At 65.4% G+C, this 25,055-nt stretch carries 22 protein-coding genes and 1 pseudogene; 9 read left to right on the forward strand and 14 right to left on the reverse strand.

Features of this window, described 5'->3' with window-relative positions:
• Positions 1–210: 210 nt before the first annotated feature.
• Positions 211–1,002: an ANT(3'')-Ia family aminoglycoside nucleotidyltransferase AadA2 gene (locus tag CW360_RS00025; protein ID WP_001261740.1), complete on the reverse strand. Its 792-nt coding sequence runs from the start codon at positions 1,000–1,002 to the stop codon at positions 211–213.
• 224 nt (positions 1,003–1,226) lie between these two features.
• Between CW360_RS00025 and CW360_RS00030 the strand changes: the two genes are divergently transcribed.
• Entirely contained in the window at positions 1,227–2,201 is a 975-nt protein-coding gene (locus tag CW360_RS00030; protein WP_101192305.1) for an integron integrase, read from the forward strand.
• A 110-nt stretch (positions 2,202–2,311) separates the two neighbouring features.
• Here CW360_RS00030 and CW360_RS00035 read toward each other — a convergent pair whose 3' ends face one another.
• From CW360_RS00035 to CW360_RS00045, 3 genes are read right to left on the reverse strand one after another with little or no spacing between them, the layout of a single operon-like run.
• On the reverse strand, positions 2,312–5,749 hold the full coding sequence (locus CW360_RS00035; protein ID WP_101192306.1) for an AAA family ATPase: 3,438 nt from the start codon (positions 5,747–5,749) through the stop codon (positions 2,312–2,314).
• Between the two features lie 21 nt (positions 5,750–5,770).
• Positions 5,771–7,009, reverse strand: coding sequence for an exonuclease subunit SbcD (gene sbcD / locus CW360_RS00040; RefSeq protein ID WP_101192398.1), 1,239 nt, complete (start codon positions 7,007–7,009; stop codon positions 5,771–5,773).
• 8 nt (positions 7,010–7,017) lie between these two features.
• The gene (locus CW360_RS00045; protein ID WP_101192307.1) at positions 7,018–7,437 is read right to left on the reverse strand and encodes an Lrp/AsnC family transcriptional regulator; all 420 of its coding nucleotides are present in this window, start codon (positions 7,435–7,437) and stop codon (positions 7,018–7,020) included.
• Between the two features lie 126 nt (positions 7,438–7,563).
• Here CW360_RS00045 and yjeH point away from each other — a divergent pair, with 126 nt between their 5' ends.
• The 6 genes from yjeH (at position 7,564) to CW360_RS00075 (ending at position 13,267) form a co-directional block, all read left to right on the forward strand.
• Positions 7,564–8,826: an L-methionine/branched-chain amino acid transporter gene (gene yjeH / locus CW360_RS00050; protein WP_093987024.1), complete on the forward strand. Its 1,263-nt coding sequence runs from the start codon at positions 7,564–7,566 to the stop codon at positions 8,824–8,826.
• A gap of 63 nt (positions 8,827–8,889) precedes the next feature.
• Positions 8,890–10,221 (forward strand): TAXI family TRAP transporter solute-binding subunit, encoded by a 1,332-nt coding sequence (locus CW360_RS00055; RefSeq protein WP_101192308.1) that lies wholly within the window; start codon positions 8,890–8,892, stop codon positions 10,219–10,221.
• Positions 10,222–10,257: 36 nt separating this feature from the next.
• Positions 10,258–11,265, forward strand: coding sequence for a nucleoid-associated protein YejK (yejK, locus tag CW360_RS00060; protein WP_101192309.1), 1,008 nt, complete (start codon positions 10,258–10,260; stop codon positions 11,263–11,265).
• A 6-nt stretch (positions 11,266–11,271) separates the two neighbouring features.
• Positions 11,272–12,093 carry a polyphosphate kinase 2 family protein gene (locus tag CW360_RS00065; protein ID WP_101192310.1) on the forward strand — a complete coding sequence of 274 codons (822 nt, stop codon included), beginning with the start codon at positions 11,272–11,274 and terminating at the stop codon, positions 12,091–12,093.
• A complete protein-coding gene (locus CW360_RS00070) occupies positions 12,081–12,947 on the forward strand; it encodes a DUF4344 domain-containing metallopeptidase (protein ID WP_101192311.1) in 867 nt (288 codons plus the stop codon). Before CW360_RS00065 ends, CW360_RS00070 begins: the two co-directional genes overlap by 13 nt.
• Positions 12,947–13,267 carry a glutaredoxin family protein gene (locus CW360_RS00075; RefSeq protein ID WP_093987051.1) on the forward strand — a complete coding sequence of 107 codons (321 nt, stop codon included), beginning with the start codon at positions 12,947–12,949 and terminating at the stop codon, positions 13,265–13,267. Before CW360_RS00070 ends, CW360_RS00075 begins: the two co-directional genes overlap by 1 nt.
• Here CW360_RS00075 and CW360_RS00080 read toward each other — a convergent pair.
• From CW360_RS00080 to CW360_RS00110, 8 genes and pseudogenes are all read right to left on the reverse strand, one after another.
• Positions 13,261–14,193 carry a glutathione S-transferase family protein gene (locus CW360_RS00080; protein WP_170307334.1) on the reverse strand — a complete coding sequence of 311 codons (933 nt, stop codon included), beginning with the start codon at positions 14,191–14,193 and terminating at the stop codon, positions 13,261–13,263. The two genes, CW360_RS00075 and CW360_RS00080, sit on opposite strands and share 7 nt — an antisense overlap.
• Positions 14,194–14,283: 90 nt before the next feature.
• Positions 14,284–14,505 (reverse strand): annotated as a pseudogene (locus CW360_RS17160) (GIY-YIG nuclease family protein); the annotation flags it as partial.
• A complete protein-coding gene (locus CW360_RS00085) occupies positions 14,502–15,629 on the reverse strand; it encodes an NAD(P)/FAD-dependent oxidoreductase (RefSeq protein WP_101192313.1) in 1,128 nt (375 codons plus the stop codon). The pseudogene CW360_RS17160 and the gene CW360_RS00085, both read right to left, overlap by 4 nt.
• A gap of 117 nt (positions 15,630–15,746) precedes the next feature.
• Positions 15,747–17,171 (reverse strand): ATP-dependent RNA helicase RhlB, encoded by a 1,425-nt coding sequence (gene rhlB / locus CW360_RS00090; RefSeq protein ID WP_170307332.1) that lies wholly within the window; start codon positions 17,169–17,171, stop codon positions 15,747–15,749.
• 87 nt (positions 17,172–17,258) lie between these two features.
• Positions 17,259–18,197: a GGDEF domain-containing protein gene (locus CW360_RS00095; RefSeq protein WP_093987045.1), complete on the reverse strand. Its 939-nt coding sequence runs from the start codon at positions 18,195–18,197 to the stop codon at positions 17,259–17,261.
• Between the two features lie 211 nt (positions 18,198–18,408).
• Complete coding sequence (locus tag CW360_RS00100; RefSeq protein WP_101192315.1) at positions 18,409–20,310, reverse strand: acyl-CoA synthetase; 1,902 nt, start codon at positions 20,308–20,310, stop codon at positions 18,409–18,411.
• Positions 20,311–20,335: 25 nt separating this feature from the next.
• The gene (locus tag CW360_RS00105) at positions 20,336–20,995 is read right to left on the reverse strand and encodes an alpha/beta hydrolase (RefSeq protein ID WP_101192316.1); all 660 of its coding nucleotides are present in this window, start codon (positions 20,993–20,995) and stop codon (positions 20,336–20,338) included.
• Between the two features lie 17 nt (positions 20,996–21,012).
• Positions 21,013–21,477: a TlpA disulfide reductase family protein gene (locus tag CW360_RS00110; protein WP_101192317.1), complete on the reverse strand. Its 465-nt coding sequence runs from the start codon at positions 21,475–21,477 to the stop codon at positions 21,013–21,015.
• A 30-nt stretch (positions 21,478–21,507) separates the two neighbouring features.
• On the opposite strand from CW360_RS00110, the gene CW360_RS00115 reads away from it, so the two are divergent.
• Positions 21,508–22,908: a pilus assembly protein PilZ gene (locus CW360_RS00115; RefSeq protein WP_101192318.1), complete on the forward strand. Its 1,401-nt coding sequence runs from the start codon at positions 21,508–21,510 to the stop codon at positions 22,906–22,908.
• 131 nt (positions 22,909–23,039) lie between these two features.
• Complete coding sequence (locus CW360_RS00120; protein ID WP_101192319.1) at positions 23,040–23,423, forward strand: hypothetical protein; 384 nt, start codon at positions 23,040–23,042, stop codon at positions 23,421–23,423.
• Here the strand turns inward: CW360_RS00120 and CW360_RS00125 are convergent.
• A complete protein-coding gene (locus CW360_RS00125) occupies positions 23,416–23,601 on the reverse strand; it encodes a hypothetical protein (protein WP_101192320.1) in 186 nt (61 codons plus the stop codon). The genes CW360_RS00120 and CW360_RS00125 overlap by 8 nt on opposite strands.
• A gap of 154 nt (positions 23,602–23,755) precedes the next feature.
• Entirely contained in the window at positions 23,756–24,979 is a 1,224-nt protein-coding gene (locus CW360_RS00130) for a YihY family inner membrane protein (RefSeq protein ID WP_245874638.1), read from the reverse strand.
• Positions 24,980–25,055 lie beyond the last annotated feature (76 nt).

Consider the following 25,055-nt stretch of genomic DNA (forward strand, 5'->3'; position numbering starts at 1 on the left):
GGCGAGTCCTGCAGCGGAATAAGGCCGATAACAATCATGATCCGCGTGATCGATTGAACGCTTAGCCCCCGCTGCGCGAACTACAGATTGGCCAGGGCAAGAAAGCCCACAACAGGCCGGATATACGAATGCAACCGCGCTGACGACAGGTGCAAAAGCAATGCTTTGCTCACTACTTGTGGGGAGAGTCCATATACGAATTGTTAGACATCATTTACCAACTGACTTGATGATCTCGCCTTTCACAAAGCGAATAAATTCTTCCAAGTGATCTGCGCGTGAGGCCAAGTGATCTTCTTTTTGTCCCAGATAAGCTTGCTTAGCTTCAAGTAAGACGGGCTGATACTGGGCAGGTAGGCGTTTTATTGCCCAGTCGGCAGCGACATCCTTCGGCGCGATTTTGCCGGTTATTGCGCTGTACCAAATGCGGGACAACGTAAGCACTACATTTCGCTCATCGCCGGCCCAGTCGGGCTGCGAGTTCCATAGCTTCAAGGTTTCCCTCAGCGCCTCGAATAGATCCTGTTCAGGAACCGGGTCAAAGAATTCCTCCGCTGCCGGACCTACCAAGGCAACGCTATGTTCTCTTGCTTTTGTAAGCAGGATAGCTAGATCAATGTCGATCATGGCTGGCTCGAAGATACCCGCAAGAATGTCATTGCGCTGCCATTCTCCAAATTGCAGCTCGCGCTTAGCCGGATAACGCCACGGGATGATGTCGTCATGCACGACAAGGGTGACTTCTATAGCGCGGAGCGTCTCGCTCTCGCCAGGGAAAGCCGAAGCCTCCATAAGGTCATTGAGCAATGCTCGCCGCGTCGTTTCATCAAGCTTTACGGCCACAGTAACCAACAAATCAATATCGCTGTATGGCTTCAGGCCGCCATCCACTGCGGAGCCGTACAAATGCACGGCCAGCAACGTTGATTCCAGATGGCGCTCAATGACGCTTAGCACCTCTGATAGTTGGTTCGAAATTTCGATGGTCACCGCTACCCTCATGATGTCTAACAGTGATTAGATGGTGTTCCTTACTAACGCGATAGTAGCGACTTCCTCATAACTCCGCACGCCTCATGCCCGCAAAAGGGAAAAGTCCAAAATAATCAAAGAATTACCTCGCACACCGCCTTGCCTACCGTATTCGTGCGACTTCCTATTTTTGCGCTAGCATTACCACTGTACAAAAAAACAGTGTTTGCTTTGACTCGCCCGGAGGTGACTGCATGGATGGCTCAACTGGAAAAATGCGCCTGCGCGAGCAGGTCAGTGCAGTGATGCGCGTGCATCACTACAGCATTCGTACCGAGCAAAGCTATTGGTACTGGATTCGCTACTTCATCCGCTTTCATCAACTGAGGCATCCGTTGGAAATGGGCGAAGCCGAGGTGAATGCTTTTCTTACCTGGCTGGCGGTGGAGCGCAAGGTGGCGGCGGCGACTCAAAGCCTGGCACTCAACGCACTGGTTTTTCTGTACGCCAAGGTGTTGCAACGACCATTGGGCAGCGTCGGCAAGCTCGCCCGTTGCGGACGTCCGGCACGCCTGCCCTGTGTACTCACCCATGATGAAGCAACGGCGCTGATCAGCCAGCTTGCGCCGCCTTATCAACTGCTGGCGGCACTGATGTACGGTGCCGGCCTGCGCGTCACCGAGGCGGTGCGTTTGCGCATCAAGGATGTGGATTTTGATCGCCAGGTGATTACCGTGCGCGACGGCAAGGGCGGCAAAGACCGTACGACCTTGCTACCGGCCTCTTTGCTTGCCCAGCTGCAGGCGCGCAAGCAACGTATGTTCCACGCCTGGCAACAGCAGGACCCGTTCTATCAGGCCCCCGTGAGCCTGCCATTCGCTTTGCGCCGCAAGTATCCCCAGGCGGCCAGGGCGTTTGCCTGGCAATGGCTGTTCCCCTCCAGCGGGTTGTGCAGCGATGACGATGGCACGGTTGTCCGCCATCACCTGCATGTCAGCTCTGTACAGAAGGCGCTGCGCGTGCAGGTGCGCCGCAGCGGGCTGCATAAACCGGCCACCTGCCACAGTTTCCGGCATAGCTTTGCCACTGAACTGCTGCGTCACGGCAGCGATATTCGTACGGTGCAGACACTCCTTGGGCATGCCGATGTCCGCACCACGCAGATTTACACCCACGTGCTTGGCCAGGGCTTTGCGGGCGTGATCAGCCCACTCGATGCGCGTCGATAGCCCTGGGCTCGGCCAGCATGACTAACGCATTGCTCTGCCGGGCCGGCGCCGTCCATGACTGCGCCAGGCAGGGGCATGCGGCACGTTATGGCGCAGCCTGGCCCGCTGAATTACCCCGGGCCACAGGCGTAGTCGTTGTCCAGCCGGCTGTAGCCCAGGCCGCTGCCCTTGTGTACGCGGATCTGTACGGGCATGCGTTCCTTGAGTGCTTCGACGTGGCTGATGATGCCGATCATCTTGCCGCTGGCGTGCAGGCTGTCCAGGGCATCGAGGGCGATGTCGAGGGTGGCGCCGTCCAGGGTGCCGAAGCCTTCGTCGAGGAACAGCGAGTCGATGCGGGTCTTGTGGCTGACCAGGTCGGACAGCGCCAGGGCCAGGGCCAGGCTGACCAGGAAGCTTTCTCCGCCGGACAGGGTGCGGCTGTCGCGCTGCACGTCGCCTTGCCAGGTGTCGATCACCGCCAGTTCCAGTTCGGCATCCAGGCGGCGCACCAGTTGGTAACGGCCGTGCAGGCGCTCTAGCTGGCGATTGGCGAGGAGGATCAGCTGGTCGAGCGTCAGGCCCTGGGCAAAGCGCCGGAAGCGCGCGCCATCGGCCGAGCCGATCAGCCCGTTGAGCAGCTGCCAGCGCTCGCTGAGCTGTTGCAGACGCAGGATTTCCTCCAGCAATGCCTGCTGTTGCGCACGGCGGCGCTGGTCGTCGGCCAGGCGCGCGCTGATTTCTCCCTGTTGCAGGCGCAGGCTCTTGAGCTGGCTGTCGGCAGCCAGGCGCTGCTGTTCCAGGTCGGCCAGTTCCGGCAGCCCGGCCGCCTGTTGCTGCAAGGCGTGCAGCTGTGTGCTGGCAGCCTGTTGCAAGGCCTGGGCTTCGGCCAGGGCCTGTTGCAGGGCGGCCAGCTCGCGCTGCAGGCGGGCGTGTTGCTCGGCATCCAGCAGGGCGGCCTGGTAGGCCGCCAGGTCGGCAAATTCGCTGGCGGCCAGGGCGTCCTGCCAGGCCTGTTCAGCCTGTTGCGCGGTCTCCTGCTGGGCACGCTGCTGGCTGTGCAGGGTGTGCTGGCGGCCCAGCTGTTGCTGTTGCTCGGCCTGCAGGCGCTGCAGGGCCTGTTCATGTTCGGCCAGGCTGAGGCCCTCTGCCGTGACGCCCGGCTCATCCAGCGCGGCCTGTTGCTCCGCAGTGGCCAGGGCCTGCCAGCACGCCTGCCAGTGGGCCTGTTGGCTGGCCGCCTGCTGGCTGATTTGCTGTTGTTCGAGCAGTTCGCCGTGTAGCTGGTGCAGGCGCTGCTGGGCCTGCTGCCAGGTCTGCCAGTGGCCCTGGCAGGTTTCCAGCCAGGGCTGGGCCTGCTCGGGCAGCGGGTAGCCAAACTCGGCCAACTGACGGGCCAGCGCATCCTGCAGGCGCTGCAGGTCGCCCTGCTGCTGGTGCAGTTGCGCCTCCAGTTGTTGCTGAAGGGCCTGTTGCTGAGCCTGCTGCTGCTGGCTGAGCGCCAGGGCGTTGGCTTGCAGCTGGCTTTGCCCGTGTAGCTGCTGGGTGGCCTGACGGGCCTGGTCGAGGGCTTGCTTGCACGCGTCCAGTTGTTGCAGGCGCTCCTGCAGCTGCTGCAAGGCCTGGCTGTGCTGCTGGCGGCGTGCCGGCAGCGACTCGCCAGCGGCCAGCGGCCGGGTTAATCCCTGGCTGAGTTGACGGACCTGCTCTTGCAACTGCACGGCGGCCTGCGCCTGGCGTTGCTGCTGGGCAGACAGCTGTGCCAGGCGTTCGTTGAGGCGCTCTAGTTCGCCGGCCAGTTGCCGCCCTTCTTCGCCCAGCTGTTCCAATGCATCGCGTTTAAGTTGCAGGGTGCGCTGGGTGGTGCCGACATCCAGCGCCTGGTACTGCTCGATGGCCGGGTGTTCGGTGGCGCCGCACAGTGGGCAGGCGCTGCCGGGCTGCAGGTGTGCGCGGTGGGCTTCCAGGGCCTGGATGCGCTGCTCCTGCTCAAGCAGCTTTTCCTGGTCACGCACCTGCTGCTGCAAGTCCCGGTAGGCCTCGCGGCGCTGCGCCACCTGGGCGGCACAGGTGTGCTGGCTGGCCTGCGCGGCCAGCCACTCGGCGTGCAGGCTGTGTTGCTCGCTGGCCAGTTGTTCTTGCTGTTGCTGTAGCTCGGCAAGGCGCTGCAGGCTTTCGCCTTCGCTATGCAACTGCTGCCACTGCTCACGCAGCTGCTGCTCCGGCGCGCCGGCCAGCAGCGTTTGCCACTGCGTCTGACAGCGGTCCAGCTGTTGCTGGTGGGTCGCCAGTTGCCCGTGCAGGCTGGCCAACTGCTGTTCCAGACGCTGGCTGTCCTGCGCCTGCCCGGCAAGCCGCTCGGCGCTCTCCTGCAAGGCCTGCTGGCTGCCCGCGCAGGCCTCGCGCAGGTGCTGACGCTGCTGCAGTTGCTCGGCCCAGCGGCCCAGTTGCTCACCGAGCCGCGCGCGTTCGGGATGGGCCTGTAGCTGCTCTTGCAGGGCCTGCTGCTCGCTGCGCCGCTGTTCCAGTTGCTGGGCACACTGTGCAGCCCAGTCCTGACTGAGCTGCCAGGCCTGGCGGGTGTGCCGGGCAATCTGCCGGGCCAGTTCCTGCAGGCGCTGCTGGTTGCCGGCCAGCGCCTGGGCGGTTGCGTCCAGGGCCTGAGCGGCCTGCTGCGCGCGCAGCTGCACGGGTTGCAGGCGCCAGGCCGGGGCGGCCGCGGCGAGCTGGGCGCGTTGCGCGGCGGCCTGCTGCCAAGCCTGTTCGGCCTGCTGCAAGCGGGCGGCCGTCTGCGCCTGCTGCTGATGCGCGGCCTGCACGGCCTGGCGGGTCTGCCAGTGTTCCTGCAGGCTGGCCTGGGTGGCTTGCCAGTGCTGTTCCTCGCGGGCCAGCTGGGCGGCCTGGGCCTGCCAGTGTTCACGCTGTTCGCTGCTGAGCAACTCGACGCCATCGGCGCGCGCCTGCCATTGCTCCAGCTGCTGACGGGCCTCGCGGGCCTGCTCGAAGACGCGCTGCGAGAGGCGGCCGTAGATTTCGCTGCCGGTCAGCTCTTCCAGCAGCTCGGCACGCTGGTTGGCGCTGGCTTCGAGGAAGGCGGCAAAGCCGCCCTGGGCAAGCAGCATGGATTTGGTGAAGCGCTCGAAGTCCAGCCCGGTGAGCCGCTCGGTTTCGCGCAGCTTGTCATTGATGCGGTCGGTGATGATCTGCCCATCCAGCCGGGCCAGCTCGACACGCGGCTGCTGCAGCGCGCCCTCGGCACGGTCGCGGGCACGCCGCTGGCTCCAGAAGGCACGGTAGGCGGTGCCGCGCACGGCGAATTCCACTTCGGCCAGGCAGTCAGCGGTGTGCCGGGTCATCAGCTCATTGCCACTGGCCGACAGGCTGCTCATGCGTGGGGTGCGGTGGTAAAGCGCCAGACACAGGGCATCGAGCAGGGTGGTCTTGCCGGCGCCGGTCGGCCCGGTGATGGCGAACAGGCCGCTGCTGGCAAACGGCTCGCGGGTAAAGTCGATCTTCCACTCGCCCTTCAGCGAGTTGAGGTTTTTCAGGCGCAGGCTGAGGATTTTCATGGGGTCATGCCATCGCGGAGGTCAGCGCACAGCGCTGTCGGCCTCGGGGTTGTCGCGGACTTCGGCCAGCACCTGGCGATAGAGCTGCAGCAGGCTCTCGCGGGTTGGCGGGTCGAAGGATTCCTCCTGCAGGCGGCGGGCGAACACCTCCTCGGCACTCAGCTCATCAAGGCTTTCCCCGGCGGCGCTGTGCAGGGCCAGACTGGGCTGGCTGCGTTCGCGGCGGATGCGCAGCACCTCCAGCGGCAGGTCTGCGCAAAGGCTGGCGACGCGCCCGTGCAGGTCGCTCAGTGCGGCATCGTCCTGCACCTGCACTTCCAGCCACAACGGCTGGCTGGCACTCGCCGTGGCAGCCAGCTCGGCCAGGCGTGCCGGCAGTTCGGCGAGGCTGCCGCGCACACTGGCCAGGCCCTGCCAGCGTGGCACCGGCAGTTCCTCGATGGCCTGCAGGCGGCCCTCGGCAAAGTCCACCAGCAGCATCTGTTTGGTCTGTCCGGCTTCGTCGAAGGACAACGGTAGCGGCGAGCCGCTGTAGCGGATATGCGCCTGGCCGCCTACCTGCTGGGGACGGTGGATATGCCCCAGGGCGATGTAGTCGGCCGGCGGGAAGGCGTTGCTGGGAAAGGCTTCCAGGCTGCCGACGTAGATTTCCCGTACCGACTCGCTGCTGCTCGCGCCCACGGTGGTCAGGTGACCGCTGGCGATGATCGGCAAGGCCAGACCCAGCTCGGCGCGACGTGCTTCGGCCAGGGCGAACAACTGCTGGTAGTGCGCGGCAATCGCCTGCTGCAGGTCTTGCTGCTTGCTGGTGGCGCTGTGTCCGGCTTCGCTGCGCAGCAGATCGCGGGCGCGCAGGAAGGGAATGGCACACAGCAGGCCGGCCACCTCGCCCTGGCGGTTGCGCAGGGTCAGCAGTTGTTCGTCCGGGTCGCTGGCCAGGCAGGGCAGCACCTGCGCGCCCAGTTCGGCCAGCAGTTGCCGCGACTCGCCGAGCATGGCCGGGGAGTCATGGTTGCCGCCCAGCAGCACCAGGCCACAACCGACGCGGCGCAGCGCCAGCACCAGCTGGTTGTATTGCTCGCGGGCGTAGCTGGGCGGCGTGCCGGTATCGAACAGGTCGCCGGCAATCAGCACCACGTCGACCTGCAGGGCCTGCACCTGTTCGAGCAGCCACTGGCAGAGCGCCTGGTGCTCGGCCTGGCGGCTCTTGCCCATGAAATGCTGGCCGAGGTGCCAGTCCGAGGTGTGCAGCAGGCGCAGGGCAGCCATCAGACCGGCCACTCCTGCACGATGACGTGCGTCTTGACCCGCTGGATGCCCGGCCAGGTGCCGATTTCCTCGCGCAGCTCACCCAGCCGTGCCATGTGTTCGGCCTCCACATAAAGCAGCATGTCGGTTTCCCCGCTGATGCTGCTGATGCGCCGCACCTCGGCGAAGCCGCGCAGCCGTCCGACATACTCCTGGCAACGGCTGTCCTTGTAGAACAGTTCCAGGTAGGCCTGCACTGGCGCACGGCCGGGCAACTGCACCTGGGCGTGGTAGCCGCGGATCACTCCGCGCTGCTCCAGCTGCTGGATACGTTCACTGACCGCCGAGCGCGACAGGTTGACCTGGCGGGCTATCTGGCTGATCGGGGTGCGCGCTTCGGCGCGCAGCAGGCTGACTATCTGCTGGTCGACTCTGTCCACGGGGGCTCCGGCAATCTGCGGGGGCAATCCGACCATTTGCCGGGCAAAAACCGCAGCCTGACAGCTGCCAGGGCGGCGCCCGGGCCTTACCATGGCCGTCTTGCGCACTGTTGCAGAGCATACCCCATGAGTCGCCTCAACCAAGAACTCGGTCTGATCCAGGGCATCGCCCTGCTCAGTACCTCCCTGCTGGGCACCGGCATTTTCGTGGTGCCGGCGCTGGCCGCCACCGCCGCCGGGCCGGTCTCGCTATGGGCCTGGCTGATCCTCATCGCGCTGATCCTGCCGATGGCCTTCACCTTCGCCCAGCTGGGCCGTGCCTACCCGCACGCCGGCGGGGCGCCGCACCTGATCGGCAAGGCCTTCGGTGCACGCATGGAGCGCCTCAGCGCCCTGCTGTTCCTTGCCGTGCTGCCGGTCGGCCTGCCGGCGGCCCTGGAGATCGCCAGTGGCTTCGCCAAGGCCGTGTGGCCGCTGCACAGCGGCGGCGAGCTGCTCGTACAGTTGGCCACGCTTGCTGGGCTCTGGCTGCTCGGCCAGCGGCCGGCTCGCGCCTCCGGCACCCTGCAGGCACTGATCGCCCTGGCCATCATCGCCAGCGTGGCACTGGCCTGGTGGCTCGGCGACCTGCCGCAGGCCGAGCTGCCCTTGCTGCCGCCGCTGGCCGGACAGTGGCAGCTGCTACCGGCCGCTCTAGCGGTGATGTTCTGGTGTTTCGTCGGCATCGAGGCGTTTACCCACCTGGGCGAGGAGTTCCGCCGCCCGGCGCGCGACTTCCCGCTGGCGCTGCTCGGCGGCGTGCTGCTGGCTGGCCTGGTGTACTGGGCCTGCTCGGTGGCGGTGCTGAGTTTCCACACCTACGGCGATGTGCACAGCGATGCCGGCGCGCTGCCCCGCCTCTATCAGTTGCTGCTCGGTGAACAGGCCCGCTGGCTGGTGGCGCTGGTTGGCTATCTGGCCTGCTTTGCCTCGATGAACCTGTACATCCAGGGCTTCGCCCGGCTGATCTGGAGCCTGGCCGACGAAGGCAAGCTGCCGGCTCGCCTGGCGGCGCGCAACCGGCATGGCCAGCCGGCACGGGCGCTGCATCTGGTCATCCTGGCTTGCGCGGCGAGCGCCGTAGTGGCCAGCCTGGCCGGGCTGGGCGTGGACGACCTGATCCGCTACGCCAATGGCAATTTCGTACTGATCTACCTGCTCAGCATGGCTGCCGGAGTCTGCCTGCTGCGCGGCCCCTGGCGCCTGCTGGCGGCCGTGGCCTGCCTGTTGTGCGCCGCTGTGCTGCTGATGCTTGGCCAGGATGCCGCCTATGTGCTGGGGCTGCTGCTCGGCCTGCTGGCCCTGGACGCCTGGCAGCAAGGTCGCCGGGTGCTGCCAGCGGGTGACTGAGCGGGGCCACTGCGCCTATGCTGAAGACCTGTGCCTGGCGGGCAGGCATCCAGGGAAGAAACGATGCGGCGAATCCTCAACGATCTGAAAATCATGCTGCTGGCCAACCTGTGGCTGGTACCGGTACTCGCTGCGCTGGTCGGCGCCGTGTTCTACCTGGTGGCCCCGCCACCGCCGATGAGCGCGCGCATGGTCACCGGCCCGCAAGGCGGCGCCTATGCACAGTTCGCCGAACGCCTGCAGGCCGAGCTGGCCAAGGAAGGCTTTACCCTGGAGCTGCAGCCCAGTCGTGGCGCCAGCGACAGCCTGGCACAACTGCTCGCCGACGAACCCGAGGTGCAACTGGGCATCGTGCAGAGCGGCCTGGAGCGCACCCTGTCCGCCGCCCAGCGTGAACGCCTGAGCAGCCTGGGCGCGCTGTATCACGAGCCGCTGTGGCTGTTCTATCGCGCCGATCTGGAGTTGGCCACCCTGCATGACCTGCGCCCGCTGCGCCTGGGCCTGGGCACACAGGGCAGCGGCACCGCGCTGCTCAGCCAGGCCTTGCTGCAGGCCAGCGGCATCGCCACCGAGGACTATCCGCCACACTGGCAGGCGCTTGGCGGCGGCCCGGCAGTGCGCGCCCTGCAAGCCGGCGAGCTGGACGGACTGTTCCTGGTGGCCCCGGCGGAAAACCCGCTACTGCAACAACTGGCCAGCGACCCGGCGCTGCGCCTGCACCACTTCCGCCGCGCACGCGCCTACGCCGCCCGCCTGCCCTTCGTGCAACCCCTGCAGGTCAGCGAAGGCCTGCTCAACCTGCAGGTCGGCATCCCCCGCCAGGAGCTCACCACCCTGTCGCCGGTGGCCAGCCTGGTGGTCAACGACAGCTTCCACCCGGCCCTCACCCCGCTGATCCTCCAGGCCAGCCGCCAGGTATTGGCCGAGGGCAACCTGCTCGACCCCGCCGGGCAATTTCCCAGCCCGTCACCGGCGCCCTTCGCGCTCAGCGACGATGCCGGCTATTTCTACAGCAAGGGCCTGCCGCTACTGCAACGCTACCTGCCGTTTCGCATCGCCTCGCTGGCCGACCGCTACATCATTCTGCTGATTCCCCTGCTGCTGATCCTCCTGCCGCTGTTCAAGGCCATCGGGCCGATCTACCAGTGGCGCATCCGTGCGCGCATCTACCGCTGGTACAAGCACCTGCGCGAGATCGACCGACAACTGCACAGTGGCTCGCTGCCCGCGCAGCTGGATGAGGAAATCAGCCGCCTGGAACGCCTGGAAACCGAACTGGCCGCCGTGCAGGTACCGCTCTCCTACTCCAACGAGCTGTATGAACTGCACCTCCACCTGCGCTACGAAATCGAGCGACTGCGCGCCTTGCAGCAGCGCCAGCGCAGCATCGGGTAAACTGCCGCCCCATACTTCGCACCGCACGAGAAGCCCATGCCGATCCGCCATTGCATCGTCCACCTGATCGACAAGAAGCCCGACGGCAGCCCGGCCGTACTGCATGCCCGGGACAGCGAGCTGGCCGCCAGCAGCGCCCTGGAAAACCTCCTGGCCGACCTCAACGACAGCTACAACGCCAAGCAGGGCAAGGCCTGGGGCCTGTTTCACGAGGAGTCCGGCGCTTATCCGTTCAGTGGCTGGCTGAAGGCTTACTTGGAAGGCGAGCAGGACTTCACCACCTTCAGTCGCCAGGCTGTCGCACAACTGCAGAAGCTGATGGAGGAATCTAACCTGTCCACCGGCGGCCATGTGCTGTTCGCCCACTACCAGCAGGGCATGACCGACTACCTGGCGATCGCCCTGTTGCACCACAGCGAAGGCGTGGCGGTGACCGAGGCGCTGGACGTGACCCCGGCCAAGCACCTCGATCTGGGCCAACTGCACCTGGCCGCGCGCATCAACCTCAGCGAGTGGCAGAACAACCAGCAGTCCAAGCAGTACATCTCCTTTATCAAGGGCAAGAACGGCAAGAAGGTCTCGGAGTATTTCCGCGATTTCATCGGCTGCCAGGAGGGCGTCGACGCGCCGAGCGAGACGCGCACGCTGCTCAAGGCATTCAGTGACTTCGTGGAAAGCGAGGACCTCGCCGAAGAACAGGCGCGCGAGAAAACCGACACGCTGGTCGACTACGCCACCAGCCAGGCCAAGCTGGGCGAGCCAATCACCCTGGAAGAACTCTCCGGGCTGATCGACGAAGAGCGCCCGCGCGCCTTCTACGAACATATCCGCAACAAGGACTACGGCATGGCCGCGGAATTTCCGGCGGACAAGCGCACGCTCAGCCAGTTCCGCCGCTTCACCGGGCGCGCCGAAGGCCTGTCGATCAGCTTCGAGGCGCACCTGCTGGGCTCGGCCATCGAGTATGACGAGGCACGCGACATGCTGATCATTCGCCAGCTGCCCACCCAGTTGAAAGACCAGCTCAAGCGGCGCAAGGACTAGCCCGCCATGCGCCTGGAGGATGCCCTGCTCGACAGCTGCCTGTGCCAGCCGGATGCTCCGCTGGGCGGTGATCCACGCCGCCTGCTGGTCAGCGACAAAAGCACCGCCAAGCAGCAGCTGAGCGACCTCAAGCCCTGGCTCAACCAGCAGCAGACCCTGCTCTGGGCCAATCGCCGGGATGCCGTGCTGCTGGTCCTGCAAGGCCCCGACTGTAGCGGCAAGGACGGGGTGATCCGCCACGTGCTCAGCGCCTGCAATCCCCAGGGACTGGCACTGCACAGCTTCCAGGCGCCCAGCCCGGCCGAGCGCGCCGAGCACTGGCTGCAGCGCTACCGGCAACGTCTGCCGGCGCCGGGCCTGCTCGGCGTATTCAATCGCAGCTACTACGAAGGCCTGGTCAGCGACCTGCAGGACGGCCTGTGCCCGGACGCGGCGCTGGCCAGCCGGCGCGCCGAAGTGGCCACCCTGGAAACGCAGCTCGGCCAGCGGCGCATCCACCTGCTCAAGTGCTACCTGCAGCTGTCCAGAGGCGAACAGCGCCTGCGCCTGGAGCGCCGCCTGGAGCTGCCCAGCAAGCGCTGGAAGCTGTCACGCGCCGACCTCGAAGCACACCGCCAGTTCGACAGCCTGCAGGCGCGCTGGGCCAGTGAGCTGGCGGCCAGCCACAGCAGCGCGGCCCCCTGGTATGTGATTCCCGCCGACCACCGCTGGCAGCGCGACCTGCTGGTGGCCAGCCTGCTGGCCCGCACCCTGGAGCGTTTGCAGCTGGACTGGCCGGCACAGCCGGCACCGTTCAGCCTGGCCGAGTTGCAGGCATGCGCCGGCTAATCGCCGCCCTGCTGCTGGGCTGCGCGACGGCCCTGGCCAGCGCCGAGCAGCCCTGGGTCGAAGAAATCCCGGCGGCGGCGCTGGATGCCGACACCGTGCGTTTCGTGCAGGCCAATGCCGAGTTCACCCTGCTGCATGAGATGGGCCACCTGCTGATTCATGAACTGGGCCTACCGGTACTCGGCCGCGAGGAAGATGCCGCCGACCAGTTGGGTTTCATGGGCCTGTTCCTCCTCTACCGGCGCCAGCACGAACCGGACTTCGCCGCACGCCTGCTGGATATCGCCGACTATTGGCGCCTGGAATGGCAACGCGCCAAGCCGCCGCACGAGGAAGTCCGCGAATGGGACAGTCATGCACTGGATGCCCAGCGCTTCTACAACCTGGCCTGCCTGGCCTATGGCAGCGATCCGCGCCAGCTGGAGTGGATCATCCAGGCCACCGGCCTGCCGGAGCAGCGCGCCTTCTACTGCGACCAGGAATATCAGCAGGTGCTGCATGCGGTGAGCTGGCTGAAGCGCCACTACCAGCGCCAGCCCGGACAACCCGCCGGGGCACAGATCAGCGTGGTCTACGACGAACCTTCGCCGGCACTGGCCGACGGTGCCGAACTGCTCGCCAAGGTACGCGGCTCCGGTGAGCTGGAGGCGGTCGCCGCCAAGGCCGGCGAGGCCTTCGTGCTGCCACGCCCGCTGTTGCTGCGCCTGACCAGTTGCGGCGAACCGGATGCCTGGTACAACCAGCAGAGCGGCGAGCTGACGCTCTGCTATGAACGCCTGGTGCACCTGCGCCAGCTGGCCGCGCAACTGCCACGGCTGCGCCAACCCCTCCACCCTGCCAAGGATGACCCCTGATGAAAACCCTGATCGCCCTGCTCCTGGCGCTCGCCGTGTACCAGCACTGGGACCGTGTGCAAGCCCTGCTCAGCCCGCCCAGCGCCGGCGCGCAAAGCGGCGAAGTGATCCTCTACGCCACCGAGTGGTGTGGCTACTGCGCCAAGGCGCGCGAACTGCTGGCCGCCGACGGCATCAGCTACCGCGAGATCGATATCGAAAAGGACAGCGCCGGTCGCCAGGCCTACCAGGCACTGGGCGGGCGTGGCGTGCCGCTGCTCGACGTGCGCGGGCAGATCGTCCGCGGCTACAACCCCGAGGCGATACGCGCCGCCTACTGAGCGCGCAGGACAAAGCCCAGGCGCGGCAAATGCACATGCACGCGCCCAGCCCGGTCGTCCTCGCGGGCAAGAATCAGGCATTCGTCGTCGACATGCAGCAGTTCGCCCTGCACCGGGTCGACACCGTAGTCGCAGGCCGCCACGTGCACCGACTGCCCGGCCTGAAAACCGGCCGGCCACTGCCCGGCGCGCTCCGGCAAGGGTGCCGGCGTGGCTTCTCGGGCCACCGCCAGCGCGTCCGCGCTGCTCATCGCCCGCGGCGAGCCATGCCCGAAGGCCAGCACCCGCGCCAGCCAGGCGTTGACGGCCGGATAGGCGGCCAGCAGCGGCGCGGTCTGCGGCGCGCCGGCCAGGAACCACAGCGGATGGGCCACGGCAAAGTCAGCCAGCGACGGCCGGCCACACAGGAACTCGCCGTCCTCGCGCTGCAACTGCAGCTCCAGACGCTGCATCAGCGTTGGCCAGTGCTGCAGGCTGTGCTCGGCGGCCGGCAGGCGCGCCGCACCACCGGCAAACAGCGCCCGGCGATCGTCGATGAATGCCTGGGCCGCCGCCGGCAGGCCCTGCAAGCGACTGGCCAGCAGCTCGGGCTGAAAGGCCAGGCTGACGGCCAGGAGGAACAGTGTGCTGTCGGCCCATTGCGCCAGACTGGCCACCACGAACTCCTGGCCCTCGGGAAACAGCGCCGGGGTGGCCTTCTCGGCTTCCAGGCGTCGGGCGATCAGCGCGCTGTCGCAGTAGATATCGGCGCCCACCTGCAACACCGGGGTCTTGCGGTAACCGCCGGTCAGTGCCAGCAGGTCGGGCTTGGGCATGATCCGTGGAATCTCCACCGAGCGCCAGGACAGCTGCTTGTAGCCGAGCAGCAGGCGGGTTTTCTCGGCAAAGGGCGAGGCATCGTAGTGATGCAGGATCAGCTCGTGCATGGTGTGCTCCGCAGGCGGGGATAGAGACTCAGAGTAGTCCTGTGCAGGCCGTGCCGTGAAGTCCCTGACCAGACGTTCCTTGGCCGCCTTGCTGAGCGCCTTGATGGCGCGTTCGCGGCGCAGGGCGGCCGACTTGTCGGCACAGGCTTCCACATAGACCAGTGCCTGCGCCGGGCTGGCATGGAAAAAGCGTGCACCCTGGCCCCGGCAATGCTGGGCGAAGCGCCGCTGCGGGTCATTACTCATGCCGCAGTACAGCGCACCATTGGCCGCGCGCACCAGGTAGACCCACCAACTGCACGCACTGCTCATGCGCGCAAGCGTCCAGGCGCCAGCTGTGCGGCACACAAGCCGTGCGCCTGCAGGGCCTGCGGCCAGGGCTGGCCGCTCAGCAAGGCGGCGCTGGCCAGGCCCATGGCCGGGCTGGTCTGCATACCGTAACCGCCCTGGCCGACCAGCCAGAAGAAATCCTCCCGGCCTTCGGCAAAGCCGGCCACCAGCCCCTGATCGGCGACGAAACTGCGCAAACCCGCCCAGCGGTGCAGCGGTCGCTTGATGCGCAGACGGGTGTACTGCTCGATACGGGCAATGCCCAGGGCGATATCCAGCTCCTCGGGCTGGGCATCCTGGGCCGCCTGCGGGTCGGCATTGGCCGGCGACCCGAGCAGTAGCCCGGCATCGGGTTTGATGTAGAAAGACTCGTCGAGGCTCACCAGGCAGGGCCAGTCGTGCAACGCATAGCCCTCGGCAGCAAAGGTAAAGGCACTGCGCCGCATCGGTTGCAGGCCCAGTCCGGGTATCCCGGCCAGCGCGGCGATCTCCTCGCCCCAGGCCCCCGCGGCGTTGACCAGGCAGGCCGCCCGGTAACGCTGCCCGGCGCACTCGACCTGCCAGTAGCCGGCCTGGCGCTGGATGGCGCGCACCTCGCGCTGGCAATGCAGTACCCCGCCCCGCTCACGCAGGCCGCGCAGGTAACCCTGTAGCAACGCATGGGTGTCGATATCCGCGGCCGTCGGGTCGTACAGCGCGCCGTGCACCTGAGCCGGATCGAGTGCCGGGCACAGCGCACAGGCTTGCGCGGCATCGAGCAGGCGCATCTGCGGCACACTGACCCGCGCCGCCTGCCATTGACGCTGCAGCTCGGCGGGATCGCCATGGAAATCGACGATCAGTTCGCCGCGTGGACGCAGCAACGGCTGCTCAGCGAAGCCGTCTGGCGGCGCCTCGAAAAAGGCCCGGCTGGCCGCGCTCAGGGCGCGCACCTGGCCGCTGCCGTAGGCCTGGGTGAACAGTGCGGCAGAACGCCCAGAGGCGTGGTAGCCCGGTTGGCTTTCGCGCTCCAGCACCAGGCAGCGCGCGCCCTCGGCACTGAGGAAATAACCGCAGGAAGCGCCGGCAATACCGGCACCGATGATCAGGAAATCACAATCGAGCATGGCGAGACAGGCTGTAGCAGGAACGAGCGGGGACGCATGCACGCCACCCCCAAGCCAGTGCGTGCAGCGCCTGAACTGGACGCGGCAGGCCTATGGACCTGCCCGACCAGCGGACGATCAATGCTTGCGCGGTACAGGCTTGAGCAGACTGTCCGGCGGCATTTCACAGTGGATCTTGCGACCGATCAGCGCTTCGATCGGCGGCAGGGCAAAGGCATCGTCCTCGCCGGCAAAGCTGATCGAGGTGCCGCTGCTGCCGGCGCGCCCGGTACGCCCAATACGGTGTACGTAGTCGTCGGGGGTTTCCGGCAGGGTGAAGTTGATGACATGGCTGATGCCGTCCACATGGATACCGCGCCCAGCTACGTCGGTGGCCACCAGCACACGGATCTTGCCCTCGCGGAAGCCTTCCAGCACCTTGATGCGCTTGGCCTGCGGTACATCGCCGGACATCTGCGCGGCGCTCACGCCGTCGCGCGTGAGGCGCTCCTCGATGCGCCGCACCTCGTCCTTGCGGTTGGCAAACACCATCACCCGGCTCCAGTCGTTCTGCGTGACCAGGTTGTAGAGCAGCTTGTACTTGTCGCTGCTGGCCACCGCATAGACGTGTTGCTCGACGGTATCGCTGGCGACGTTCTCCGGCTCGATCTCGACGATCGCCGGATCGACTGTCCACTGCTTGGCCAGGTTCATCACGTCGTCGGTGAAGGTGGCAGAGAACAGCAGCGTCTGGCGCTCACCCTTCATCGGCGTTTGCCGGATGATCTGCCGCACCTGCGGGATGAAGCCCATGTCGAGCATGCGGTCGGCCTCATCCAGGACCATCACCTCGACCATGTCCAGGTGCACCTCGCCGCGCTGGTTGAAATCCAGCAGGCGCCCCGGTGTGGCGACCAGAATGTCGCAGAAGCGCGATTCGAGCTGTTTGAGCTGTTTGTCGAAATCCATGCCACCGACGAACTGCATGACGTTGAGGCCGGTGTACTTGGTCAGTTCAGCGGCGTCCTTGGCGATCTGCACCACCAGTTCGCGGGTCGGCGCAATGATCAGCGCGCGCGGCTCGCCCATGTAGCGCTCTTTAGGCGGCGGGGTCTGCAGCAGCTGGGTGATGGTCGAGATGAGGAACGCAGCCGTCTTGCCGGTGCCGGTCTGCGCCCGTCCGATGGCATCACGCCCCTTGAGGGTGTAGCCCAGTACCTGCGCCTGGATCGGCGTGCAGTAGGGGAAACCCAGATCATGGATGGCGTGCATCAGCCGCGCATCGAGATTGAAGTCGTGAAAGCGGGTCTTGCCGTCCTGCGGCTCGACCACGAAGTCGCTGAGTTTCCAGGTGTCCACCGGCTTGGCGGCACGCGGCTTGCGTTCACGACGTGGTTTGCCGGGCTGGCTTGCAGCAACCGGCGCAACGGCCGGCTCAGCTGAACGGGGGGAGGCCTGCGACGTAGCCTGAGCGGCGGCCGGCGAGGCTTGCGGGGTTACGGGCGGGGCGCTTGGCGCGGCGTCAGCGCCCTTGCCGAACAGATTCTTGAGTGCTTTGAGCACGGTCTTCTCGTCACAGGTCAGGGAATGAACCGCGCCAGTGTAAAGCAAGATTGGCGGGGGGCGAAGCCTCCCACCCGCCCCGGGCAATTAGCCGCAGAGGCAGTTGCGACCGTGCTGCTTGGCCTCGTACAACGCCGCATCGGCACGCGCGATAAGCGCCTGCAGGCTATCGCGCGGCTGCATCTGCGCCAGGCCGATGGAAACCGTCACCCCGGGCAACTCGCCAATCGGCGCATAGAAGTGCTCGATGCGCTCCAGGCTGCTGCGCAAACGCTCGGCAATCGCCCGCGCCTCCTCCTGGGCCAGGTCGGGCAGCAGGATAACGAACTCTTCGCCGCCAAAGCGCACCATGCTGTCCTTGGGCCGCAACTGCTGGCGCAGGGTATGCGCCACCAAGCATAGCGCATAGTCACCGGCCAGGTGGCCATGGCGGTCGTTGTAGGCCTTGAAGTAGTCGACATCCAGCATGAGCATGCACAGCGGCTTGTCGTTGAACGCGCAGCGGGTACTTTCCCGCTCCCAGATATGTTCCAGCCAGCGCCGGTTGAACAGCCCGGTGAGGGTGTCGACATTGGCGTTCTGCTCGGCGTTCTGCAGCACCTTGTTGCCCTGACGCACCCGTTCACAGAGCAGTTGCAGCATGTTCTGCATCAACTGGGGCGACTGGCTGAACAGGTCGATCAGCGCCTGGCGGTGCAGGCGCAACACCCGGCTGGGTTCGCCGGCCAGCACATAGGCTGATGGTCGTTCGTTGTCGATGAAACTGATTTCCCCGGCGCAGTCACCGACATTCAGCACTGACACGGGGGCCGAATCCGGCGAGCCCAGGTAGACCTTGAGCTGACCACTGATCACCAGGTAGAGGTATTCGTTGCGATTGAACGGCGAGAGCAGGATCTCGCCATTGTGCAATTGCAGAGCGCAGGCGGTCTCCAGCAGCTTGTGCAAGCTGCCCAGCGCGACATTGTTGAACAGTCGCGTGTGTTTTATCTGCTCCAGATCGGGCTGCCAGTGCACGGTTTTCATGGCGGCGGCCCTGCCCTGGAGGGCGTGCGCAAGGGGGCTTGAAACATCACAAACGCTTCCTGTCGTTAGGACGAACAGCATCTTGAACTTATGACGATCACCCCGGGCTTACAATCCTGTAGCCCGGGACATGCGACAAACGGTCGCAAAAGTGACCAATGCGTCAGAAAAACCATCAGGCGAGCGAGCTACTGTCGTTTGCCTGGCACTCTCAGTGCGCATACTCCAGACGATAGCCCACGGCAAAACCAGCCAGACGCTCACCAATCAACTGCTCGAGTGCCGCATCCGCCGCAGCCAGGCGAATGTAGGCCAGTTGCCCACAACGCTCGTCACTGCGTACCTCAACCTGCTGCACTGCCGGCAGGTCGGCCAGTTGTTCACGGTATACCCGGGCGATGGCGTCGAAACGCAAGGCCGGCTTGAAGGTCTTGCCCACTGCGGTCAGCGGAATGGCCTCGATGATCCAGGCATCCTTCGGCACCGCAGCCCGCTCGTGAATATGCGCGGCGGCATGCGCCAGCAGTTCATCTTCGCTGGCTTGCTGGCCGGGTTTGAGCTGTACATAAACCACCGGCAGCTCGCCCACCTTCAGATCAGGCTTGCCCACTGCAGCAGCCAGGGCCACGGCCGGATGTTTGTGCAAAGCCTCCTCGATCATCTGCGGGTCAATGTTGTGGCCGCCGCGGATGATCAGGTCCTTGCTACGCCCGGTCAGCCAGATGTAGCCATCACCATCCACCCGCCCCAGGTCGCCAGTATTGAACCAACCGCCATCAACCCAGATACCGGCGTTCTTGCTGCCCTGCAGATAGCCTTTGAATACCGTGGCACCCCGGATACACAGGGTACCGATCTCGTTGACCGCCGCGTCGCGTAGGTAGTTGCCCTGCTCGTCGAGCACCTTGATGCTCACCTCGCAATACGGCATGGGCAGGCCAATGGAACCTGGACGACGCTCGCCGGCCGGTGGGTTGGCACAACTGCCGCAGGTACCTTCGGTGAGGCCGTAGCCCTCGATCAGGGTCAAGCCGGTCTTGGCTTCGAACTGGCGGATCAGCTCCACAGGCATGGGCGCAGCGCCGCACAGGGCATATTTCAGCGAGCTGAGGTCATGCCCTTCGCTGGGCACCTGCAACAGCCCGGCATAGATGGTCGGCACGCCACTGAAGAAGCTGACCCGGTGACGTTCGATGATTTTCCAGAAGTTGCTGATCAGGTTGCCGTTGCGATAGCCCTGCGGCGTGGCCAGCAAGACTTCGGCCGCGCCGATGAAGGCCGTCAACCCGGTCACGATCACGCCATTGACATGGAACAGCGGCAAGCCGCACAGCGTTACGTCGCCCGGGGCAAAACCGGTGACCAGGTTCATGCAGTAGGCCATGGCCACTTCGTTGCCATGACTGTGCGGAGCCAGCTTGGGCGTACCGGTGGTGCCGCCGGTATGAAAGTAGCTGGCAATTTCGTCGGCCTGGATCACCCGGCCACTTTCCAGATGATCGGCCGGACAGGCAGCGATGACCTCGTCGAAGTCGAGCACGCCTTCCGGCAACGCGCCGCGCTGGGCCTTGAGGGCACTGCGTTGCGGCTCGGGGAGAAAATTGGCCATGTCCACGCAAAGCACGGCCTTGAGCTGCGGCAAGTGCCCGCGCAGGGCCGCCACCTTGTCCCACAGGTCGGTACCGGGGAAAGGTGCCAGGGTCACCAGCAGTTCGGAGTCGGACGCACTGATCAGCTCGGCAATGTGTTCCGCATCCAGCAACGGATTGATCGCATTGACGATGCCGGCTGCCTCGCCTCCCCAGATAGTGAAATGGGTTTGCGGCAGGTTGGGCAGCAGGAAGGACACCGCCTTGCCCGGGCGCAGGCCAAGGCGGTGGAAGGCATTGGCGGTCTGGGTGATCTTGCCCAGCAGCTCCATATAGTTCAGCCGGTAGGCCGGCTCATCCGCGCTGCCCTGCAGAATGAAGGAAAGCGCCGGCGCCTGCGGATGGGCTGCTGCGGTGCGCTGGATCAGCTCATAGGTACTGGCCGGCAGGCCACGTGCCGCCAGCGGCGTTTGCTCGATCTGGCGGATGTCCTGCAGGGTACGGATTACGGGAGTCGTGGTCATCTTGTTGTTCTCGTCACTCAGCGACTCAGGACTGCAAACGCTGCTGCAGCCACTGGCCAATGTCATCGATCTGTTGCGGGCACACTTCGTGCGCCATGCGGTACTCGCGCCAGACAGCCGGCACACCAGCCCGCTGCAGGCAGTCGAAAGCAGCCTGCCCCATGCTGGGCAGAACCACGTCGTCGACTGTGCCATGCAGGCAAAGAACCGGCAGTTGTCTTTGTGTATCCGTTAGCGACAGCTCCGCCGGAAAGGTCGGGGCATAGGTGGACAGTGCCAACACCCCGCCCAACGGGCCGGGCCAGCGCAGGAAGGCGGCATGCAGAACCACCGCGCCGCCCTGGGAAAAACCGGCGAGGATGATGCGCCCTGGATCGATGCCCTGATCGCGCTGCGCCTCGACCAGGCGCATGACACTTTCCGCAGAGCCTTCCAGTTGCGAACGATCGATGGCCCGCGCCGGGCTCATGGCCAGGATGTCGTACCAGCTGGGCATGGCCCAGCCACCATTGATGGTCACCGGGCGGGTCGGTGCCTGGGGCAGGACAAAGCGGCAGCGCGTCAGGTGCCGCTGCAGCAGCTGGGCAACCGGCTCGAAGTCGTGCTGATCGGCACCCAGGCCGTGCAGCCAGATCACGCAGGCATCGGCTGTCTGGCTCGGTTCTAGAACAAGGGGGGCAGTCATGGCGGTGCTCCGTAGTCTCAGGGTTGTTCGCGCAACTCGGCCAGCACACCGAGCAGCCCCTGCTCGGTCTGTTCGCCGACCAGCTGCTTGCGCAATCGCCCTTGCGGATCGACGATGAAGGTCACCGGCAGCGCCTGGCTACGCGGTAACTGCAGGCGCTCGGCCGGGTCCTCGGCCAGTACGCGAAATTCGATACCCAGTGCCTGAGTCTGCCGGGCCAGCGCCTCGCCCTGCACACCATCGTAATTGACACCGAGCACCTGTACGGCCGCCTGGGGATGCTGCGCGAGGCGATTGAGCTCGGGAATTTCCTTGCGACAGGGGCCGCACCATTCCGCCCAGTAATTGATCAACAGCCACTGGCCTTCGAGCTCGCCAGCCGTTACCTTGCGAGCATGCTGATCGACACCCCAGTCGTCACTGCAGCCGGAAACCAAGAGGCCGATGATGATGGCCAGAATAAGCCTGAGCCGCACAGACATGCCTGGGTACCTCGTAGGAGTGGTGAATAGATGACATTGGACGCCATGCGCCTGGAGGTGCCGGAAATCCATGAGCATGAATCGCTAGACCTGCACAATCTGCTCGAGCAGCTCGCCGACCTGCCTCGCCAGGCATCCAGTGAAACCCTGGAAACACTGCTGGGCCGCCTGTTCCAGCTCAACCGTAGGGAGCTGACCTTACTGGAAAGGCAGCGCATCCTGCAAAGTTTCACCGAGCATTATCGCCTGCAGGCCCAGGCTTTTGCCGAGCAGCCCCCCTGCCCGCTGTTCATCCGTCTGTGCCTGGAGCTCGCCGCAGGCTTCAAGCGCCTGCTGCTGCAGATTCTTCAGGGCCGCCAGCCTTCGCGACCACACCTGGCCTGGTGCTTGTACATGGCCGAGTATTTTGTCGCACAGAGCCTGTTGCGCCATTACCAGCTCTACCAGGAACCTCCGGGTAGCCTGTGGCACGACTGCCACCTGCTGTATTGGCTGGGCGAGCGCCAACATTGCCTCGACGAACCGGTAGCCGCCGCCTTCCAGCCTGCCGCCGCCGGCAATCTGCGCGGGCTGTATCAGCAAAGCCTGCTGCTGGCCCTGAGCAATCCCTTCCAGCTGGAAAATGGCCAGTGCCTGCAACTGTTCGCCGCCCTCGCCCCGCTGGCCGAACTGGCCCGCCTGCAACCCTGGGAAGCAGACGACGACAGCGAGGGACTGTTGATCGACCTCGGTGCCGAACAGCCGCAACTGCTTGGCGAGTCTGACGCAGCGGCTGAACCGGCCACCCTGCGCCGCCTGGAACTGGGTGCGTTACTGGTTGCCCTCGACGAGCCCACGCCCCTGCAAAGCGCCAGCCAGCGGCAACTGCTGGAGCAAGCCAGGCCGCACTGGCAAGGCCAGCAAGCCCGACGCCATCCGCGCAGCGAGCAAAGCAGCCCGTGCAATCTGTTCTGCGGAATAGCCGCCATCCATGCCCAACTGCTTGAACAGCGTCCCCTGCACCTGACAGCGCAATTACTCGATGCCAGTGCAGGGGGCGCGCGCCTGCTCTGCCATGCCGACCACGCGGCGCAGTTGCCCATCGGCCAGCTTCTCCTGTTGCAACACAACAACAGCCAGACCCTGGCCCTGCTGCGCTGGCGTCACCAGAGCGGCAGCGGCTTGCACCTGGGCCTGCGCTATCTCAAGGGGCTACCGCGGCCGGTATGGCTGCGCCGTGCGCCGAGCGCCAAGACGCACCCGGGTATTTTGCAAAGCACCCCGGCCAACGGCGGCTGGCATCACGGCCTGTGGCTGGCCCAGGGCGACTTTGCCAGCGAAGAGAATCTCTGGCTGCAACTGCAGGGCAACCATCACCAGGCCATCGTGCAGTTGCCGCCAGCCAATCTGGACAGTGGCCAGGTAGCGCGTCATCCGCTCAAGCTGGCCTGATAACCGCCGGGCGGGCGGCGCTTGATGAATTTTTGCGCAGAGGTTCACGACCGCAGGCAGACCCACGCCCGGATTGCCAGGGCGGCGCGCACTAGAATGGCCGGGTGATTTCTTGTCAGGCCATACGCCCCATGAACCAAGCTCATGAACAACTGATCGGCCCCGTCCCTTCCCAACTGGCCAGCAAGGCCGCCAGTCGGCGCGGGCCAGGCAGCCACGCCGAATTCAATTTGGCGGTCTGGCTGCATCTGCCGGGGCTCGCCGAACTACCGGTATCCCTGGTGGTGCGCTACCTGGATGGTGAACACCCCCGCGAAGCCCAGGTCGACCACGGCCGACTGAACGCCCAGGGACGCATCCTGCTGTCCGGCGTGGCGCATCTGCCTTATCGGAACACCCCCAGCGAGGTACGTCTGTACCTGCGCAGCGCCTTGCCGCTGCGGGCACCGATCGTCGAGGAATGCTTCATCGAACCGGTACTGCAGGAAAGCCGTAGCCTCAATTCAGTCAGCTGACCTGACTGCGCTCGTCCGCATCAGGCAGCTCGGTCTTTTCCTGCTCCTGGCTGCGCCACCACTCACGCAGCGATAGCGGCCAGCGGCTAAAGGCCACTCCGGTCACCCGGCGCAAGCCCTGCAACGCCCGTTGCGGGGCTTTTTCATGCAGTTTCACCAGGTTGTCTTGCTCGCTCATATCGTTCTGCCATCAGCCATTGCAGCGGAACCGGCTGAAAAGCCAGAAACGTGCCAATCCACGACAAACGCCCTGGCAACGCCCTCGCGGCAAGCCAACCCGGCGCCCGGCATGATCGGCAGAACGCAGCACGGGCACAGCCTGACATTTTTTGTCAGTCGGACGGCAGTGCCAGCCAGTCGGCCAGGCTGCCTTCCAGCCATAGCGCCTGGCTCGCCTGCAGCCCCTGTAACGCCGCCAGCAGGCGTGGGTAATAGGGCGCTGGATAACTTGTCGGCCACTGCGCCAGCTGCAGTTGCGGCCAGGCCAGCTGTTCAAGCAGCTGCGCCAGGGAGTAATGCGCCAGGTCGCGACACAGCACCCAACGCTGGTTGCCTGCCGCACACACCAGCTGCAAACGTTGCAACTGCGCCAATTGCTGCAACCAGGCCTCCTCGCTCAGCGCCGGCAACTGCTGGCGCGCCTCAGCCAGTCCAAGGCCCAGGCCCTGCTGCTGACGCTGGTAGAACAGGCGCAGTAACTCCAGGGTCAGCAGCACCTCCGGCACGCTCGGCTGCCCCGGACGCTGTGTCACCTGCTGCCAGTGGCAGGCCAGCTGCGCACCAAAGAGGATGATCAGCCAGCACAAATACACCCACAGCAGGAACAGCGGCACCGTGGCAAAGGCACCGTAGATCAGTTGGTAACTGGGAAACAGGCTGACATACAGGGCAAACCCCTGCTTGCTCAACTCCAGCAGCACGGCGGCGCACAGCCCGCCATACAGTGCATGGCGCAACGGCACCGGGCGATTCGGCACTGCCGCATACAGCAGGGTAAAGGCCGCTACGCTGAGGGCCAGCGGCAGAACACCCAGCACAGGGCGAATATCCAGCAGCGCCTCGCTCCCCGTCAGCCAGCGCAACGAAGCCAGGTAGGTACTGATGGCAAAGGCCGCCCCCAGCAACAGGGGGCCCAGGCTGAGGATCGCCCAATACAACAGGAAACTGGCCAGGCCACGACGCCTTCGACTACCTCGCCAGATGCCATTGAAGGTGCGTTCGATGCTCGCCAGCATCAGCCAGGCGGTGACCGCCAGCAGCAGCACACCTAGCCAGGTCAGCTGGCGCGCCTGGCTGCTGAAGTCGAGCAGGTAGGCCTGGATGTTCGCGCCGCTGGCCGGCACGAAATGACTGAACACAAAGGCTTGGATCTGCTCGCCAAGCCCCTGGAATGCCGGCACCGCAGACAGCATGGCAAAGGTCACGGTCATCACCGGCACCACCGCAAACAGGCTGGTGTAGGTCAGGGCTGCCGCGCTTTGCGGGCAGTCGTCGGCGAGAAAGCGGTCCAGCAGGAAGCGCAGGAACAAGCCCAGGCGATGCATGAAATCCAGCATTCCGACTCCTTTCAGGTATCCGGCAGTTCAGGGCAGGCGCCACAGGCGGTTAGAATACCCGCCACTTCCCTGCACG

The sequence above is a fragment of the Pseudomonas fluvialis genome, assembly GCF_002835605.1.
Taxonomy (GTDB): domain Bacteria; phylum Pseudomonadota; class Gammaproteobacteria; order Pseudomonadales; family Pseudomonadaceae; genus Aquipseudomonas; species Aquipseudomonas fluvialis.

What these genes read in the sequence shown, in the direction of transcription:
- CW360_RS00025 (WP_001261740.1), bottom strand. Translation starts at nt 1,002, where the DNA reads ATGAGGGTAGCGGTGACCATCGAAATTTCGAACCAACTATCAGAGGTG.
- CW360_RS00030 (WP_101192305.1), top strand. Translation starts at nt 1,227, where the DNA reads ATGGATGGCTCAACTGGAAAAATGCGCCTGCGCGAGCAGGTCAGTGCA.
- CW360_RS00035 (WP_101192306.1), bottom strand. Translation starts at nt 5,749, where the DNA reads ATGAAAATCCTCAGCCTGCGCCTGAAAAACCTCAACTCGCTGAAGGGC.
- yjeH (WP_093987024.1), top strand. Translation starts at nt 7,564, where the DNA reads ATGAGTCGCCTCAACCAAGAACTCGGTCTGATCCAGGGCATCGCCCTG.
- CW360_RS00055 (WP_101192308.1), top strand. Translation starts at nt 8,890, where the DNA reads ATGCGGCGAATCCTCAACGATCTGAAAATCATGCTGCTGGCCAACCTG.
- yejK (WP_101192309.1), top strand. Translation starts at nt 10,258, where the DNA reads ATGCCGATCCGCCATTGCATCGTCCACCTGATCGACAAGAAGCCCGAC.
- CW360_RS00065 (WP_101192310.1), top strand. Translation starts at nt 11,272, where the DNA reads ATGCGCCTGGAGGATGCCCTGCTCGACAGCTGCCTGTGCCAGCCGGAT.
- CW360_RS00070 (WP_101192311.1), top strand. Translation starts at nt 12,081, where the DNA reads ATGCGCCGGCTAATCGCCGCCCTGCTGCTGGGCTGCGCGACGGCCCTG.
- CW360_RS00075 (WP_093987051.1), top strand. Translation starts at nt 12,947, where the DNA reads ATGAAAACCCTGATCGCCCTGCTCCTGGCGCTCGCCGTGTACCAGCAC.
- CW360_RS00080 (WP_170307334.1), bottom strand. Translation starts at nt 14,193, where the DNA reads ATGCACGAGCTGATCCTGCATCACTACGATGCCTCGCCCTTTGCCGAG.
- CW360_RS00085 (WP_101192313.1), bottom strand. Translation starts at nt 15,629, where the DNA reads ATGCTCGATTGTGATTTCCTGATCATCGGTGCCGGTATTGCCGGCGCT.
- CW360_RS00095 (WP_093987045.1), bottom strand. Translation starts at nt 18,197, where the DNA reads ATGAAAACCGTGCACTGGCAGCCCGATCTGGAGCAGATAAAACACACG.
- CW360_RS00100 (WP_101192315.1), bottom strand. Translation starts at nt 20,310, where the DNA reads ATGACCACGACTCCCGTAATCCGTACCCTGCAGGACATCCGCCAGATC.
- CW360_RS00105 (WP_101192316.1), bottom strand. Translation starts at nt 20,995, where the DNA reads ATGACTGCCCCCCTTGTTCTAGAACCGAGCCAGACAGCCGATGCCTGC.
- CW360_RS00110 (WP_101192317.1), bottom strand. Translation starts at nt 21,477, where the DNA reads ATGTCTGTGCGGCTCAGGCTTATTCTGGCCATCATCATCGGCCTCTTG.
- CW360_RS00115 (WP_101192318.1), top strand. Translation starts at nt 21,508, where the DNA reads ATGACATTGGACGCCATGCGCCTGGAGGTGCCGGAAATCCATGAGCAT.
- CW360_RS00120 (WP_101192319.1), top strand. Translation starts at nt 23,040, where the DNA reads ATGAACCAAGCTCATGAACAACTGATCGGCCCCGTCCCTTCCCAACTG.
- CW360_RS00125 (WP_101192320.1), bottom strand. Translation starts at nt 23,601, where the DNA reads ATGAGCGAGCAAGACAACCTGGTGAAACTGCATGAAAAAGCCCCGCAA.
- CW360_RS00130 (WP_245874638.1), bottom strand. Translation starts at nt 24,979, where the DNA reads ATGCTGGATTTCATGCATCGCCTGGGCTTGTTCCTGCGCTTCCTGCTG.